At 53.0% G+C, this 15,463-nt stretch carries 15 protein-coding genes and 1 tRNA gene; 2 read left to right on the plus strand and 14 right to left on the minus strand.

Annotation, left to right across the window (positions count from 1 at the left end):
- Positions 1–14: 14 nt before the first annotated feature.
- The 9 genes from pepQ to ACN0V1_RS00740 all read right to left on the minus strand — a co-directional run bounded on the left by pepQ (position 15) and on the right by ACN0V1_RS00740 (position 9,223).
- A complete protein-coding gene (pepQ, locus tag ACN0V1_RS00700) occupies positions 15–1,307 on the minus strand; it encodes a Xaa-Pro dipeptidase (RefSeq protein WP_417543143.1) in 1,293 nt (430 codons plus the stop codon).
- Entirely contained in the window at positions 1,300–2,214 is a 915-nt protein-coding gene (locus ACN0V1_RS00705) for a LysR family transcriptional regulator (protein WP_417543144.1), read from the minus strand. The genes pepQ and ACN0V1_RS00705 overlap by 8 nt, the downstream gene beginning before the upstream one ends.
- Before the next feature lie 85 nt (positions 2,215–2,299).
- Positions 2,300–3,310 (minus strand): ABC transporter ATP-binding protein, encoded by a 1,011-nt coding sequence (locus ACN0V1_RS00710; protein ID WP_417543145.1) that lies wholly within the window; start codon positions 3,308–3,310, stop codon positions 2,300–2,302.
- Complete coding sequence (locus tag ACN0V1_RS00715; RefSeq protein ID WP_417543146.1) at positions 3,307–4,317, minus strand: ABC transporter ATP-binding protein; 1,011 nt, start codon at positions 4,315–4,317, stop codon at positions 3,307–3,309. Before ACN0V1_RS00715 ends, ACN0V1_RS00710 begins: the two co-directional genes overlap by 4 nt.
- A gap of 21 nt (positions 4,318–4,338) precedes the next feature.
- On the minus strand, positions 4,339–5,271 hold the full coding sequence (locus ACN0V1_RS00720) for an ABC transporter permease (RefSeq protein ID WP_417543147.1): 933 nt from the start codon (positions 5,269–5,271) through the stop codon (positions 4,339–4,341).
- Entirely contained in the window at positions 5,268–6,317 is a 1,050-nt protein-coding gene (locus ACN0V1_RS00725) for an ABC transporter permease (protein ID WP_417543148.1), read from the minus strand. Before ACN0V1_RS00725 ends, ACN0V1_RS00720 begins: the two co-directional genes overlap by 4 nt.
- 82 nt (positions 6,318–6,399) lie before the next feature.
- Positions 6,400–7,962: an ABC transporter substrate-binding protein gene (locus ACN0V1_RS00730; RefSeq protein WP_417543149.1), complete on the minus strand. Its 1,563-nt coding sequence runs from the start codon at positions 7,960–7,962 to the stop codon at positions 6,400–6,402.
- Positions 7,963–8,142: 180 nt separating this feature from the next.
- Complete coding sequence (locus ACN0V1_RS00735) at positions 8,143–8,865, minus strand: LrgB family protein (RefSeq protein ID WP_417543150.1); 723 nt, start codon at positions 8,863–8,865, stop codon at positions 8,143–8,145.
- The gene (locus tag ACN0V1_RS00740; RefSeq protein WP_417543151.1) at positions 8,858–9,223 is read right to left on the minus strand and encodes a CidA/LrgA family protein; all 366 of its coding nucleotides are present in this window, start codon (positions 9,221–9,223) and stop codon (positions 8,858–8,860) included. The genes ACN0V1_RS00735 and ACN0V1_RS00740 overlap by 8 nt, the downstream gene beginning before the upstream one ends.
- 75 nt (positions 9,224–9,298) lie before the next feature.
- On the opposite strand from ACN0V1_RS00740, the gene ACN0V1_RS00745 reads away from it, so the two are divergent.
- Positions 9,299–9,838, plus strand: a complete 540-nt coding sequence (locus tag ACN0V1_RS00745; protein ID WP_417543152.1) for a YaeQ family protein — start codon at positions 9,299–9,301, stop codon at positions 9,836–9,838.
- 99 nt (positions 9,839–9,937) lie between these two features.
- Positions 9,938–10,014 (plus strand) — tRNA-Arg (locus tag ACN0V1_RS00750).
- A gap of 245 nt (positions 10,015–10,259) precedes the next feature.
- Here the strand turns inward: ACN0V1_RS00750 and ACN0V1_RS00755 are convergent.
- The 5 genes from ACN0V1_RS00755 to ACN0V1_RS00775 all read right to left on the minus strand — a co-directional run bounded on the left by ACN0V1_RS00755 (position 10,260) and on the right by ACN0V1_RS00775 (position 15,407).
- A complete protein-coding gene (locus ACN0V1_RS00755; protein WP_417543626.1) occupies positions 10,260–11,015 on the minus strand; it encodes an SDR family NAD(P)-dependent oxidoreductase in 756 nt (251 codons plus the stop codon).
- On the minus strand, positions 11,015–12,340 hold the full coding sequence (gene hisD, locus ACN0V1_RS00760) for a histidinol dehydrogenase (protein WP_417543153.1): 1,326 nt from the start codon (positions 12,338–12,340) through the stop codon (positions 11,015–11,017). The genes ACN0V1_RS00755 and hisD overlap by 1 nt, the downstream gene beginning before the upstream one ends.
- An 85-nt stretch (positions 12,341–12,425) precedes the next feature.
- Positions 12,426–13,769 (minus strand): TRAP transporter large permease, encoded by a 1,344-nt coding sequence (locus ACN0V1_RS00765; protein ID WP_417543154.1) that lies wholly within the window; start codon positions 13,767–13,769, stop codon positions 12,426–12,428.
- Positions 13,769–14,350 (minus strand): TRAP transporter small permease subunit, encoded by a 582-nt coding sequence (locus tag ACN0V1_RS00770; protein WP_417543155.1) that lies wholly within the window; start codon positions 14,348–14,350, stop codon positions 13,769–13,771. Before ACN0V1_RS00770 ends, ACN0V1_RS00765 begins: the two co-directional genes overlap by 1 nt.
- Before the next feature lie 4 nt (positions 14,351–14,354).
- Positions 14,355–15,407, minus strand: a complete 1,053-nt coding sequence (locus ACN0V1_RS00775) for a TRAP transporter substrate-binding protein (protein ID WP_417543156.1) — start codon at positions 15,405–15,407, stop codon at positions 14,355–14,357.
- Positions 15,408–15,463 lie beyond the last annotated feature (56 nt).

A 15,463-nucleotide genomic window follows, 5' to 3' on the forward strand; every position in this document is an offset into this window, starting at 1 on the left:
TGCAAAAGGTTGTTTCAGCCCTCGGATTCCCGGGTCAGGTTTCGACAGCCTGAATCCGTTACCACCACGTTGTCCTCTATGCGTATTCCGCCACATCCCTGTAACTCATCGAGTAACGGGCGACTAATATGACGCCCAAAAGGGCCAGACAACAAAGGCTCCAGAAGGGAGGAAATGAAGTACAACCCCGGTTCGATCGTCACCACCATGCCGGGTTCCAGCGTGCGCATCAGGCGCAAAAAAGGCGCATCGGCAGGCGACGGAACCGGTTTGCCGGCAACATCGTGTACCTGAACACCCAGGAAATGCCCGATGCCGTGAGGGAAAAAGGCTCGGGTCACCCCTTCGGCCACCATTTCCTCGTCGCTCAGGCCGCTGACCAGCCCTGTCGCGCTCAACAGTGCTGCAATACCCAGGTGCGTTTTGCGGTGGATGTCTACGTAATCAACGCCCGGCGCCACCATTTTGCAGAGCCGGAACTGCAGCTGTTCAAGCCCCTGCACCAGTGCGGCAAATCGCCCCTCCCCAACGCCCGCGGTGGTGCGGGTAATGTCTGAGCAATAGCCTCGATAACGCACGCCGGCATCAATCAGCAAACTCCGGGATTTTGTGGGGGGCGCTGTGTCGTAATATTGATAATGCAGCGTGCCAGCGTGCTCGTTTACCCCAATAATGCTGTGATAAGGCGCATCGGCCTCACGCTGCTGCGTTGCGCGCTGATACGCCAGACTGATTTCAAACTCACTGGCACCGGACAGAAATGCATCGCAGGCTGCGTGGTGCCCGGCCATTGCCAGTTTGTTGGCGTGTGTCAAGCAGGCAATTTCGTAGGCAGTCTTGTGCACCCGGGTTTCATCGAGCGCAGCGCGAAGTGCGCCCGGGTTCTCGTCACCAGGGAGATCTACCAGCAAAGACGGATCACCGATAACCGCGAGTTGGCTGACACCGCTCAGTTCAGGCGCCGAGCGGCTTTCACTGAAACGAAGCTCGAACTCTTCCAGCCAGGGCTCCTGCGCCAGTTCAAGGCTCGCGTGCCAGAAATCAACCGGCTGATATAGCGAGAGCAAAGGCTTGCGGCCTTTGCGGATCAGCAGCCAGGCGTGTTCAAAGCCGGCAAGTCCCGTCCAATGCAGGAAAGGTCCATAGCCCTGAAAGTGCCAGGACTGATCATCGCCATAACGCATGGGGGCGGCGCCGGAACTGATCAGCAGGCCGTCATAACCGTGATCTTCCAGAACCTGCTCATAGCGGCTCTGCAGAATACCCATATGATCAATCTGAAGGGATAGCAGATCGGTGTCAGGCATGTTGGTTTTCCAGTATTTTCCAGAGGGTTAATAGGTCGTCTGAACGTGGGTCCCGCAGGCGGATCAGGCGGATGTCCAAGGGCACATCCCAGCGCTCGTCGCCGGCCCGCGTAAGGCTACCAAAGTGCTCGCTCTTTTCCGTCATCCGGCTGGGCAACCAGCCCATGCCAAAGCCCTGCTTCACGAGCGCTTTGATGCTTGCCGACTGGGTATTCTCGTTCAGTGGCAAGAGGTTTACGGGCTCTTTGCTGCGCGACAGGTGCGCCTCAATGGCGGACTGCAGAAAGCCCCGGGAGTGATAGGCAATCAGCGGTACTATTTGGCCTGAGGCTCCCGGCAGGGGGAATCGAGGCTCACCATTGTCCGCCACAACACTCACCGGCACCAGCCATTCGCGGGCAAGCGTGATGGATTCGTATTCCCCCCGGGTCAGGCGGTCACTCCAAGGTAAATCCTGATGCCAGTAACACAGAACCAGATCGCATTCGCCACCGTCCAAAGCATCCAGAAACCGCTCTCCCACCCAGCTCGTCGCCTTGAGGTTAAGCTGAAGGCGGTCAGCAACGCCGGCATCACAGGCCCAACCCTGATAAAAATGAGAAAAAAGTCCTTGGGTAGAGCCCACACTGATACGTGCAGACACCTCCGCTTCCATATCAGCAATCTGGCTCCGAACCTCCCTCACGTCACGGGTCACCCGCTGGCAAAGCTCAAAAAACCGTTCACCAGCCGGTGTCAAAGACAGTGGCAAAGTCTGACGGTTAATCAGGGTGGCACCCATGGATTCTTCAAGCAACTTGATGCGGCGACTGAATGTGGGCTGACTCACGTGCTGCAGCTCGGCGGCACGTGAAAAATGGCGCGTGCGGGCCAGCGCCATGAAGTCGTCCAGCCAACGTATTTCCATAGGCTCCCCAGCGAATGGCGGGTAAGGATTGACGGTTTTTAAAAAGGCTACTCAACTGCGCGCATCATAGCCTATAGCCGGCCTCTTACAACCGCCCCTCTTCCACCGCATGGCAGGCAACCTGCGCACCACCATCTGTGGCGATCATCTGAGGTATTTCCTGGCGACAACGTTCATTGGCATAAGGGCAACGACCATGGAACACACAGCCGGACGGCAGATTAACCGGCGTCGGTACCTCCCCCTGTAGCCGAATGTAGTTGGGCCTGGCGTCTTCCAGCTTGGGAATCGCTGAGAGCAGCGCCTGAGTGTAGGGATGCCGTGGCTCGGCAAACAGCGTTTTGGTCTCTGCCAGTTCACACACCCGCCCGAGGTACATCACCGCCACCCGGGTACCGAAGTGTTCTACCACGGCAAGATCATGGGTGATGAACAGGTAGGTCAGGTTGCGGGTTTCCTGGGCATCCATCAGCAGATTCAGCACCTGGGCCTGAATAGACACATCCAGTGCAGAGATGGGCTCGTCCGCCACGATGAATTCAGGGTCTACCGCCAGCGCACGGGCTATAGCAATACGCTGGCGCTGGCCGCCGGAGAATTCGTGACCAAAACGGCTGCCCCAATCCGGGTCTATGCCCACCGACTGCATCACCTCCTGAACCTTGCTGCGCACCTCACTGCGAGCCAACTCTGGGCGATGAAAATGAATCGGCTCTTCCAGAGTCTGCTGTATTGTCATTCGGGGATTAAGAGAGGCGTAAGGGTTTTGAAAGATCATCTGCATTTTACGACGATACGGAAGCACATCCCGACCTTTCAGATTATCGATGCGCTGGCCGCCGTAGTTAACCTCTCCCGCACTGGGCGACAACAAACCCATAACCGTGCGGGCAATCGTGGACTTGCCACAGCCGGATTCGCCCACCACACACAGCGCCTCGCCTTTATGTACCTGCAGATCAACACCATTGATGGCATGAACAGCTTCCCGCTTGCGCCGGAATCGGCCATTTTTAAAGGTAATCTGCTCCAGCACGCTGCCAGACAAATCAAACCGCTTTTCCAGCCCGCGAATGTCTACCAGTGGGGAGGTCATGATTCAGCCTCCTGCATGTTTTTCTCCTGTTCAATCAGGTTGCTGACCTCGTAACACGCCACATCCACGTTGCCGGAGCGCACGTACTCGGGCATGGTTTGCCGGCATTGGTCGGTGGCGAAATTGCAGCGCGGGTGGAACGGGCAGCCGGTGGGTACGTTTTTCAGGGACGGCATGGAGCCGGGAATCTGGAACAACCGTGCACCAGGCTCGCCCATTTGCGGCAGCGCATTGATCAGCCCCTGGGTATAAGGATGCTGGGCATCGTTGATGATCTCCCGCGTTGGCCCCTGTTCAATAATGCGACCGGAATACATCACCAGCATGCGCTGGGTAACCTGGGAGACAACACCCAGATCGTGGGTAATGAGCATGAGCGCGACATTTTCCTGCTCACACAGATCCAGCAGCAGCGCCATGATTTCCGCCTGTATGGTGACATCGAGCGCGGTGGTAGGCTCATCGGCAACGATAATTTCCGGGTCCAGCAGCAAGGCAATGGCAATAATCACCCGCTGGCGCATACCTCCCGACAACTCGTGAGGATACTGATCAAGCCGTTTTCCCGGCGAGGGGATCTGTACCTTGCGCAGCTTGCTCAAGGCAATATCCCGCGCTACTTTCGTGCTGACCCGGCGATGCGCCTTGATGGCTTCCACCATCTGAGTGCCTATGCTCAGCACCGGGTTAAGCGTCATCATTGGATCCTGGAAAATCATGGCAATGCGATTACCGCGAATTTTCCGCAGCTCGCGCTCACTCATGGCCGCCAGATCCCGGCCTTCAAACAAAATCTGCCCACTGGCGATATAACCCGGGCGCGCAATCAGGTTGAGAATCGAGAAAGCCGCTACCGATTTACCGGCGCCAGACTCCCCCACCAGGCCCAGCCGTTCGCCCTTGTCGAGGCTGAAGCTGATACCGCGAAGAGCCGTGAGGTCGCCGCCGCGCACGGCAAACCGGACATCCAGATCTTTTACTTCCAGCAGTGGTGTATCGCTTTTCATGGTTCTCTTGCCCTTGTTTCTCTAGCCCTTGTACAGCCGTGGGTTCATAACATCCCGCAACCAGTCACCCAGAAGGTTGATGACCAGTACGAGCACGACCAGCACCAGGCCGGGAATCAGGGTAATCCACCAGGAACCGCTCTGGATGTAGTCAAAACCGGATTTGATCAGTGAGCCTAGCGACGGCTGGGTTTCCGGCATTCCAAGCCCAAGGAACGACAGGGCCGCTTCGGAAATAATCGCGTTGGCGATCTGTACGGTGGCGATAACAAAAATCGGAGAAAGCGTATTGGGCAGAATATGCCGGAACATGATGCGGTTGGTGCGAAAGCCCATCACCTTGGCGGCATCCACGTATTCCTTCTTTTTCTCCGCCAGCACGGAGGCACGCACGGTGCGTGCAATCTGCGGCCATTCGGCAATACCGATAATGAATATCAGCATATAAATGGCGATCTCACCAAACATCAGATTGCCAAAACTGGCCTTGAAGACCGCGCCTACGATAATGGCAACCATCAGGGTAGAGAACGAAAGCTGAACGTCGGCGATGCGCATCAGGATGGAATCCACCCGACCACCCAGATAGCCTGCCAGCAGCCCGAACAGAATGCCAAGCGCCGCTTGCAGTACCACCGCGCCAAAACCGATCAGCAGAGACACGCGGGTGCCATAAAGAATGGTGGAGAGCATATCCCGGCCCTGGGCGTCCGTACCCAGAGGGAACGCCAGGTCTGCCCCCGGCATACCCACCGGCGGCAGCTCCGAGTTCATGATATCGATCTGCGCCAGATCGTAAGGATCTGTCGGCGCGAACAGAGGCGCAAAAACGGCTGCAAACACCATCAGAAGCAGCACGATAAAGCTGGCAATCGCTACCTTGTCGCGTTTGAAGCTATACCAGAGAAAGGAGTCGCGAAAGCGATTCCAGCGGGAAAGCGTCACTGTTGTCATGCTTTCTTACCTGTCAGTTTCACCGTGGGGTTCACCAGCCCGTAAACCAGATCCACCAGCGTGTTAGTGATCACGAAAATCAGGCCAACAACCATCAAGTAGGCAACAATCAGGGGAATATCGCTGCGGGTGATGGCTTCCAGAAACATGAGCCCGACGCCGGGCCACTGGAAAACGGTTTCTGTGAGAATCGTATAAGCCACCATAACGCCGACCTGCACACCGCCTACCGTGATAACCGGCAGCATGGTGTTCTTGAGGGCATGAAGAAAATTGATCCGCACCGCGCTCAGGCCTTTGGCCCGGGCATAGCGAATATAATCGCTTTGCAGCACTTCCATCATTTCCGCCCGTATCAGACGAATAAACAGCGGTAGCATGATGGACGCCAGTGAGACGCAAGGCAGCACCAGATGCATCAGCCCGCCTTCTGAGAAAAAGCCGGAATACCAGGTGCCGAAAAGATGCGTAAGATCATCGCCGCGGCCATAGGACGGCATGCCACCTTCGGTGCTCAAAGCACCGTTCAGCCACTGACCCCAGCCGGTGTCCAAGGGGAACCACTCAACGGTCACGCCGATGGAATATATCTGGATAAGAACAATGGCCGTAAGAAACACCGGAATAGAGATCCCGACGGTGCTCACGCCCATAAAACACTTGGCCAACAAAGCTTGTGGCCGTATTGCGGCGTAGACGCCAATGGGCACCGATAACAGCATGATGATCAGGCTGGCACCGATCACGAGTTCCAGTGTAGCTGGCAGGTGCTCAAAAATTACCTCGAGGGTAGGCTTGCCGTAAAAGTAAGAGTTGCCCAGATCCCCCTGCACAGCATCACCTGCAAAACGCAGGTACTGAACCACCATGGAATCATTCAGCCCCAGCTCCTCACGCAGAGCTTCCCGCTCCTCCATGGAGACGGACATGCCCACCATTTCCTGAAGCGGATCGCCCAAGCCATCCTGGATGGCAAACGCGATCACACTGATCACGAACATGACCAGCACGGCTTGGGATATCCGCTGAACCAAAAACGCTAACATGAAGAATTTACCGCTAAGGAGTAATTAAAGCCGCTCTCCCCTTGCGGGAGAGAGGTTTGGAGAGAGGGGGGCAAGCTCCCCCTTACTCTACGACCAGATCACCCAGGTGGGGGAAGTTCATCACGTTCAGAATCGGCTCGATCTTCACGTTCTTCTTGCTGGCCCAGGCCAGATCCTGCCAGTGCAGGGGAACGAACGCGGCATCGTCGTAAAGGCGTTGTTCCACTTCCTGTAGCATGGCGGTGCGCTTTTCCACATCGGTTTCGACGTTTGCCTTTTCAACCAGCGCATCGATTTCCGGGTTGCAGTAGTTGCCGGCGTTATACTGGCCAGCGCCGCTGTCGGCTTCCGGACAGAAGGTCAGAAACTCATAGAAATTGGCGGAATCCTCGGTGTCTGCATGCCAGCCAATCAGCATCATGTCTCCCGAGCGGTTGTCGTACTCGGGCCAGTACTGGGCCTTGGGCAGTGTTTTGAGATCCACTTTGATGTTGATGCGGGCCAGCATGGCTGCGGCGGCCTGAGCAATCTTGTCATCGTTCACGTAGCGGTTGTTCGGCGCCATCATGGTGATGGTAAAGCCATCCTCGTACCCGGCCTCTTTCATCAGCTGCTGGGCTTTTTTTACGTCATAACGCGGCTTCAGGGATTCGTTGTGGCCCTGATAGCCAGCCGGCGACAATTGGGCCGCAGGCGTAGCAAAGCCTTTCATGATCTTGGCGGCAATACCTTCCTGGTTGATGGCAAAAGCAATGGCCTGGCGCACCTTCGAATTTTTGAACGCCTCAACTCGCTCCTGATTCAGGTGGAACAGGATAATGCGAGTACCACTCATGGTGACCAGATCCGAATTCTTGTCGCGCCTGATGCGTTCGAGATCGGTAGGCGGCACCGGCGCGATGAAGTCTACGCCGCCAGACAGCAGCGCAGAAACGCGGGTGTTGTTTTCCTTGATTGGAGTCAGCACGATTTTCTTTACGTTACCCGGGGACGCTTCATCCCAATAATCCGCAAAACGCTCAAATTCCATGCGCACGCCTTGCTGGCGTGACGTGACCAAATAGGGGCCAGTGCCGGACAAGTTGCCGGAAGCAAACGAGTTGCCGTGCTTCAGAATGGCGTCTTTCTTCTTGCCATCGGCTGTCTCGCCGGAATAAAACTCACTGTCCAGCGGGAAAATGTAGGTTGCGGTATTGAGCAGTAGCGGAAATGGCTCGCTTGTCAAAAGTTCAAAGGTGTAATCATCAATGACATTAATGCCACTGAATGGCTTGAAGATGGCCTTGAAATCCTGGCTTTCTTTCAGACGGTCGTAAGTAAACTTCACATCCTTGGTGGTGAGTTCGTTACCGGAATGGAACTTAACCCCTTCACGGAGTTTGAAGCGCATGGTTTTATCATCCACACGCTCCCAGCTTTCAGCCAGACGGGCCTCGAAACCAAGATCTTTCGTCCAGCGCACCAGCGGATCAAACGACATGTGAGACAGCTGCAGAATGCCCCCGGAGAGTTGCTCATGAATATCGAGGGTGACCGGATCGGCGTCATACGCCATTTTAAGCTCTTTTGTCGCCTCGCCAGACAGGGCAACAGGAGCTGTGGCCAGCGCCATGGTCCCGACGATAGCTGCAAGTAGTTTTTTCATTATGTTTTCCGTCGTTGTTTTACGAATTTTTACGGCACTTTCCAAGACACATCAGTGCCCAGGCGCGCCGGACGTCTACCATAGAAACTAGTCCCGGAAACTACGTACGGCAATCGAAATTACAACTTGCGGCTATTCGTGAACTGAATGACGGCCTGTTGACGCAGCCGCCACCAGCTTTTAAAGACGGAAGACCAAAGGCAGGATAAGTGCGGTAAAAACGCCCGTCAGCCCCATACCCAGAGAGGCAAAAGCACCAGCGGTATGGCTGATCTCAAACGCTCTGGCCGTGCCAATCGCGTGGCCATTGAGGCCCAGGGCAAATCCGAGGATGCGATCATCTTCGACCGGTAACCACTTTGCCAGCAGATCAACAAACAGCGTCGCAACCACACCGGTTATCAACAAGCCGCCCATCATTAGCGGCACAGACCCACCCAACTGCTCGGTAATGCCTATGGCAATCGGGGCGGTCACCGACTTGGGTGCAAGCGATGCCAGCACTTCCGGCGTAGCACCCATCGCCCAGGCGATCAAAACCGCATAAACCGCTGCCATTGTGGCCGCCAGCGGCAGTGTGACCACAATCGGGATCCACATGGCCCGGATATGATGAATCTGCTGATACAGCGGAATCCCCAAAGCCACCGTGGCGGGGCCAAGCAACACCGTTATCCAGAGTGCACCCTCCTGATAGCGAACATAGTCTACTGACAACACAGCAATCACCGTCGCCAACATCACGGCCGAGAGCACCACCGGCGGCATCCACAGAGGCCGCCCAATGCGTGCAAACAGCCAGTTGCCGGCAAAAAATGCACACAAGGTGAGCCCGATGGCGAATATCGGGCTGGCAGATAAAATGTCAGGGAGTGCGATCAGACGTTCCGCAAGCTCAGTCATTTGCCTGGCTCCGTGCAGACAGTCGCACCACGCCCTTCATTAATAGAAGAGTTGTCAAAACACTCAGAAGGGTACCCAGAAGCAACGCGGCCGAAACGGCCAGCCACTGCCCGGAAAACTGCGATGCCATGAAGAACACCCCAACCACACCCGGCATAATCAGCAGCACGAGGATAGAAATCAGCGCTTGGCTGGACGAAGCCAGCTCATCGCTTACCTTGCCCCGCAACATCAGCGTAAACGTCATCAGGATCATACCCAACACACCGCCACTGACCGGTATCAAAAACACCAGCCGCAAAGCTTCGCCAAAAAGAAAAAACAGAACCAATATCAGAAAACCGCGCAACATCGACATGCCGTCATGCTCATCATCCGGAGAATTGCATTACACTAGCGCAAACCAACATCTTGATACCACTGCAGGACGGTCATGGCGCTCAAAGCAACCATCTTTAAAGCCACGCTCAATATTGCCGACATGGACAGGCACTATTACGCGGATCATCAGCTCACTATAGCTCAGCACCCGTCAGAGAATGACGAGCGCATGATGATTCGCCTGCTGGCCTTTGCACTGAACGCCTGCGAGGGGCTCGAGTTCACCAAAGGCCTGAGCACCGACGACGAGCCAGAGCTCTGGCAGAAGAGCCTGAGTGACGAGATTGAATTGTGGATTGAGCTGGGCCTGCCCGACGAAAGCCGCCTACGTAAAGCCTGCAACCGCTCCCGCCAGGTTATTCTCTACGCTTACGGTGGTCGCGCCGTGCCTTTATGGCTGGAGAAGCATCACAATAAGCTGAGCCGTTTCAAAAACCTCACGATTATCAACCTGCCCGAAGAATCCACCGAAACCCTCGCCGGGCTGGCAGAGCGCAACATGAATTATCAGGTAACCATTCAGGATGGCGAGGTATCGTTCAGCAACGAAGGCGCGCTGGTGAGCATTACCCCGGAACCTCTTTTCCCATAAGAAAAGGCCAGCGCAGCAACGGATTCTGGGCTGGACAGTGCCCGCTTGCACACGTAAGATTGCGCTCTCGAAATTGACGCACAGCCGTCGCAGTCGAATGCGCCCGTAGCTCAGCTGGATAGAGTACTGCCCTCCGAAGGCAGGGGTCACAGGTTCGAATCCTGTCGGGCGCGCCATATTTTTCAAGGCCTTACGTGAAAGCGTAGGGCCTTTTTATTTGGCTGTTCCCAAATTGGGTCCATGGTGTGTCCAAGATTTTGGGCTGCTTTTTCTTAATACTGAAATTATGACCTTTGCCCTGAATCTGGAAAACAGCTTGTCGGGCACAGCAAGTACAATCTCAAGCAGTTGTAGATCCCACCGAAAAGTAAGAGTAGACACCATTTATTCAATCCCGCTCGGCAGTTCGGGTCACACTAACTTATCCCGCCGTCCAGCCCCCATCAACTAGAAGATGAGTGCCAGTAATGAAGGCAGCGCCATCAGAGCACAAGAAAGTCACCGCGCCCATTATATCTTCGACGCACCCTACCCGCCCCAGTTTAATCTTGCTCTCAATCCAAGCTCTCATTTTTGGGTCAGCGAAAGTGGATTCGGTTAGGGGGGTACGAATAAATGTCGGGCAAATCGTATTAACTCGAATATTCATTCGACCGAACTCCATCGACATAGCTTTTGTCATCCCCTCCACAGCATGCTTGCTTGCACAATAAACAGCCCGATCGATACCTCCCGTGTGCCCCATCTGGCTGGATATCTGCAATATTGAACCTCCACGGTCTTGCATTGATCGTGCTGCAGACTGCGCCAGAAAATAAGCTGCGCGAACGTTTACATCCATGACAGCATCGAAGTCATCAAGTGTCGTGTCAGCGGCTGGGGTATGGCGGGCGATACCCGCTGAATTAACAAGTATATCGAGTGCCCCTAGTCCATCAAATACCTTCCTCACTGCAGCAATATCCGTCACATCCAGCTGTAAAGATGTGGCTTTGTGGCCAGCTGACGCGAGAAGTTCAACCGCTTCAGAAAGCTGTTCGCCTCCTCGCGCGGCTAAGACAACTTCTGCGCCCGCTTCCGCGAGAGCAGCAGCCGCAGCGAATCCTAGTCCTCGAGAAGCGCCTGTTATCAAAGCTCTCCGACCATCAAGTCGCATAGATGGGGTAAGGGGCAGCATCACACCTTCTCCCGCCAAAGCGGCGCTGGCGCTCCATAAGGCACATCAATTTGTCCATACCGGCGAACACGGATGTTGCACTGCTCGGCGTGACCAACAAAGCCCTCAAGCATACACAACCGGGATCCAACGGAGCCAATCTGGGCCGCAGCAGAATCCGAGGTGACACGTTGATAACTATGAGTCTTCAGGAACTTACCGACCCACAATCCTCCCGTGTAACGCCCGGCTTTGTTTGTCGGAAGCGTGTGGTTGGTGCCAATTACCTTATCCCCATTGGCAACGTTTGTTCGAGGCCCAAGGAAGAGCGCTCCATAGCTAGTCATGTGTTCTAGGTACCAATCATCACGATCCGTCATTACTTGAACATGCTCGCTTGCCATCTCATTGGCAACGATCAACATCTCATCGTGGCTACCACACACTATAACCTCACCATATTCTTCCCAGCTCCTACGCGCAGTGTCTGCTGTTGGCAAAATCGAAAGGATACGTTCAATCTCGACCATAGTATCTTCAGCTAATTTGCGGGATGTCGTTATTAGAACCGCAGGAGAGTTGTATCCATGCTCCGCTTGCCCTAACAGGTCTGTCGCACACAATTCTGAATCAACAGTTTCATCAGCAATAACCATGGTTTCAGTCGGCCCCGCGAAAAGATCTATACCTACACGACCAAAAAGCTGCCTTTTGGCCTCCGCAACAAAAGCATTCCCAGGGCCAACAATCATGTGAACTGGGTCGACGGTCTCTGTACCGATCGCCATAGCACCAACAGCCTGGATGCCCCCTAACACATAAATTTCATCAGCACCGCCTAAATGCATCGCTGCAATCACGGCGGGGTTTGGTTTACCTTTAAACGGTGGAGTAGCGGCGATAATACGTGGCACACCGGCAACTTTGGCAGTTGCGACAGACATATGGGCAGAAGCCACCATCGGAAACTTACCACCCGGGATATAACAACCAACGGATTGAACCGGGATATTCTTATGACCGAGAATGACACCCGGCAGTGTCTCAACCTCTATATCTTGCATTGAGTTGCGCTGAGCGTGAGCAAAATTCACAACCTGCTCATGCGCAAATCGTATATCGATCATATCCTGCTCAGAGACCTGGTCAATGATTGATTCAATTTCACTCTGGGTGAGCCGAAACGAGGCTGGCGAATATTTGTCGAAACGCTCTGAAAGCTCTCTCACAGCGACATCGCCCCGCTGCTCAATATCAGCTAACGTGTCTTCAACTGTTTTTCGGGTTTTTAAATTATCTTCAGCTCGCAACTCCGCGGCCAGACCACGCTTGAGATATTCAGTCATAGCAATTTCCTTTTATTAAGTTTAATTCGATTTATTGAAAACGATTATTATTTAGTGTGGAGACAGATGCCAATTTTCTAATGCGCTACCCCATTGTTCTTACCAAATAGAGAGCTAAGCCGGGAAACGCAATAAGGGTAATAGTTGCCATCAACTGAAGTGCAACAAAAGGAATAGCTCCCCGATAAATATCCGAAGTACGCACTTCAGCAGGCGCCACTCCTCGAATATAAAATAAAGCGTAACCAAATGGAGGTGTTAGAAACGATGTTTGTAAATTCATCGCAACCAAAACTGCGAACCACACCAATATTTCATCCGCAGCTACGCCGGAAAATTGAAATGTTTGAATCACTGGTGCAAAAAGGGGTAGAACTACAAAACTAATTTCCACCCATTCCAAAAAGAATCCTAATATAAATATCAGTGCCATCAACATGAAAAGCACGCCGTATGGTCCTAACGAAGTACCCATGATCATGTCTTCAATCATTGTGTCTCCACCAAGACGCTTGAACACAGCACTAAAACAAGTCGCCCCAATCATTACAAAGATAATCATACCGGTGCTTGACCCAGTCCCATGCATAACCTCTCGCAGCATTGGAATGCTCAACTTCCCAAAAATAGCAGCTAATAAGAAAGCACCAGCCATGCCTAAGGCAGCAGCTTCTGTTGGTGTCGCGATACCCGTTAGGATCGAGCCGAGTACTGCTGCAACAAGCAACATCGGCCCAAGAAGATCTCGTAATAATTTAAGTACATCATGGGCAATGTTACTGCTAGGCGGCGTATCTTCAGGAAGCGGTGCCATGCCAGGTCGAAGCCATCCAATAAAAAATATAAAAACTATATACAGCGCACCTAAAATAAGTCCCGGAACAAGCGCTGCTTTGAAAAGATCGCCTACGGAGATCTGCAGAATAGCCCCCATAAGCACCAACATGATACTTGGAGGAATAATGATCCCGAGGGTTCCCGACGCAGCAACGACTCCGGTAGCGAGTGCCTTGGAGTAGCCCTGCTTTAACATCATCGGAAGCGCCAAGACTCCAAGCATGACAACTGACGCTCCGATAATGCCAGTGCTTGAAGCCAAGATAACTCCTAAAAGCGCAACAGCTACAGCGAGCCCACCATTCAAGCGCCCACATAGTCTTTCAAGTGAGACAAGTAGTCGACTAGCAATCCCTGATCTTTCTAAAAGGATTCCCATTGCAATGAAAAGTGGTACAGCTATAAGCAGCCAATTTTCTAGAACTCCACCACTTATTCGTGAGGCAACAACTCCCATGTACGCGATAGGTATGCCGCCAACCACCATGAACAGAATGCCAATTCCCCCGAGCACAAAAGCAACGGGATAACCGCTAAAAATGCCCAAAAGCAAAGAGACAACCATCGCGATAGGTAAAATATACTCAACCATTAGCATTGCTCCCCGAATTCTTGATCGAGCTTTGGATATAGGAGCCTTATCGCCATTTCGATAGCTTGAAAAATAGTTAGAACCAAGATGAGTAGGAAGCCGATCGGAAGCGCTGCTTTTACAATCCACCTGTCCTGTAAACCACCGTAGTCGGAGCCAGAATCCGAAAGCCAAGCTAGTTGCAGCGATGGAATTGAACGATCGATTATGACAAATAGGAATGGCATCAAAAGGAACAGATGTCCTATCAAGTTCACTGCCAGCCGCTGCCGCCGTTTCAAACTTTGATAGATGAAGTCAACCCGAACATGTGCATCCTCCTGCAACGCCTGGAGGCCTCCAAACATTACGAGCACTGCGAAAATATGCCACTGAAGCTCTCCCATGCCAGTCATCGTGAGTTGATTTCCAAATAAAAGGATGTCCGTATCCCATACAGCAATTTCATTCCAGCCAAGTGCCGCGCCTATCACACTGACAATTACTACTATCACGGTGATAAGGCTCAGCCACGCCCCACCGCGGGCAAAGCCCGCGGTGTAGTATTCGGCTGCGAGCACGAAGCTCAGAACAGCACGCATTGCCTTAGTCCTCACTGTCACGAGGCATTTCTTGTAATTCGTCCCATTCTTTGACTAGCGCTTGATAGCTCATAAGAGACTTATATGCTTTTGCGAAAAGAGGGTTGTCTTTAATTTCCTGCTGGCGCACCTCACCCCAAGCGTTTTTAAGATCCTGGATTACCGGCTCTGGCAAGCGGCGGACATCAACACCTTTATCTTTTAATTTGTTAAGCGCTTTCATATTTTCGGCGGTAACTACAGCCATCGACCGCTGCAGCGTTGCCTTACAGGCTAAGGTTATTTGCTTTTGTGCGAGCTCATCATATTCATTCCAAATGTCTTTATTGATTATCAGAGACATCCAGCTCGCAGACTGATGCCAGCCGGGGAAGTAGTAGTACTTTGCTATCTCGTCGAACCCCATATTGATATCTACTAAAGGATTCGCAAACTCAGTCGCGTCGATTCGACCACGTTCTAGCGCAGTGTAAATCTCGGCTCCAGGGATGAGCTGCGGAGACGCTCCGAGCTGCTCAATCACTTTTGCGCCGAGACCGGAGATGCGCATCTTTAGTCCTTTATAATCAGCACTAGACTGAATTTCTTTGTTAAACCAGCCAGCCGTCTCTTGAGCGTTCATCAAACATGGCAATACCTTGACGTTGTATGGATCATAAGCGCTCTGCAAAATTTCTAAACCACCTCCCTCCCACATCCAACCAGAAAAGACTTCAGGCGTTGGACCGAAGGGAAGGGAACCATAGAGTTTGGTCACAGGCACAATATCAGACCAGTATCCTACCCAGTCCCAACCGGCAGGTAATGCCCCCGTTGAAACGGAGGTAAAGACTTCCAATGCAGGAACCAGGTCTCCCGGCTCATGAACCTTAAGGGAGACATCTCCGCCCGTCGCGACTGATATGTTGTTACCAAGTTCAACAGCTACCTGGCCTAAGAAATTATTGGTACCAAAAGTCGATGCGACATCAAGCTTCTTGGGCCCATCAGCATAAACTTGCGCGGCGGAAATAACGGTCACGGCTGCTACTAGAATTGGTTTTACAATCTTTTTCATGTCGGCTTCCTTTTTGTTTTACTATTTGATGATCATTATAATTATCGTTACTTAAA

This window comes from Marinobacter sp. (assembly GCF_048266785.1).
GTDB lineage: Bacteria > Pseudomonadota > Gammaproteobacteria > Pseudomonadales > Oleiphilaceae > Marinobacter.

Bases quoted from the DNA above. Each gene is read 5' to 3' on its own strand.
- ACN0V1_RS00725 (WP_417543148.1), bottom strand. From the start codon at position 6,317: ATGTTAGCGTTTTTGGTTCAGCGGATATCCCAAGCCGTGCTGGTCATG.
- ACN0V1_RS00755 (WP_417543626.1), bottom strand. From the start codon at position 11,015: ATGCTGCCCCTTACCCCATCTATGCGACTTGATGGTCGGAGAGCTTTG.
- ACN0V1_RS00765 (WP_417543154.1), bottom strand. From the start codon at position 13,769: ATGGTTGAGTATATTTTACCTATCGCGATGGTTGTCTCTTTGCTTTTG.
- hisD (WP_417543153.1), bottom strand. From the start codon at position 12,340: ATGACTGAATATCTCAAGCGTGGTCTGGCCGCGGAGTTGCGAGCTGAA.
- ACN0V1_RS00720 (WP_417543147.1), bottom strand. From the start codon at position 5,271: ATGACAACAGTGACGCTTTCCCGCTGGAATCGCTTTCGCGACTCCTTT.
- ACN0V1_RS00705 (WP_417543144.1), bottom strand. From the start codon at position 2,214: ATGGAAATACGTTGGCTGGACGACTTCATGGCGCTGGCCCGCACGCGC.
- pepQ (WP_417543143.1), bottom strand. From the start codon at position 1,307: ATGCCTGACACCGATCTGCTATCCCTTCAGATTGATCATATGGGTATT.
- ACN0V1_RS00740 (WP_417543151.1), bottom strand. From the start codon at position 9,223: ATGTCGATGTTGCGCGGTTTTCTGATATTGGTTCTGTTTTTTCTTTTT.
- ACN0V1_RS00745 (WP_417543152.1), top strand. From the start codon at position 9,299: ATGGCGCTCAAAGCAACCATCTTTAAAGCCACGCTCAATATTGCCGAC.
- ACN0V1_RS00730 (WP_417543149.1), bottom strand. From the start codon at position 7,962: ATGAAAAAACTACTTGCAGCTATCGTCGGGACCATGGCGCTGGCCACA.
- ACN0V1_RS00770 (WP_417543155.1), bottom strand. From the start codon at position 14,350: ATGCGTGCTGTTCTGAGCTTCGTGCTCGCAGCCGAATACTACACCGCG.
- ACN0V1_RS00735 (WP_417543150.1), bottom strand. From the start codon at position 8,865: ATGACTGAGCTTGCGGAACGTCTGATCGCACTCCCTGACATTTTATCT.
- ACN0V1_RS00710 (WP_417543145.1), bottom strand. From the start codon at position 3,310: ATGACCTCCCCACTGGTAGACATTCGCGGGCTGGAAAAGCGGTTTGAT.
- ACN0V1_RS00715 (WP_417543146.1), bottom strand. From the start codon at position 4,317: ATGAAAAGCGATACACCACTGCTGGAAGTAAAAGATCTGGATGTCCGG.
- ACN0V1_RS00775 (WP_417543156.1), bottom strand. From the start codon at position 15,407: ATGAAAAAGATTGTAAAACCAATTCTAGTAGCAGCCGTGACCGTTATT.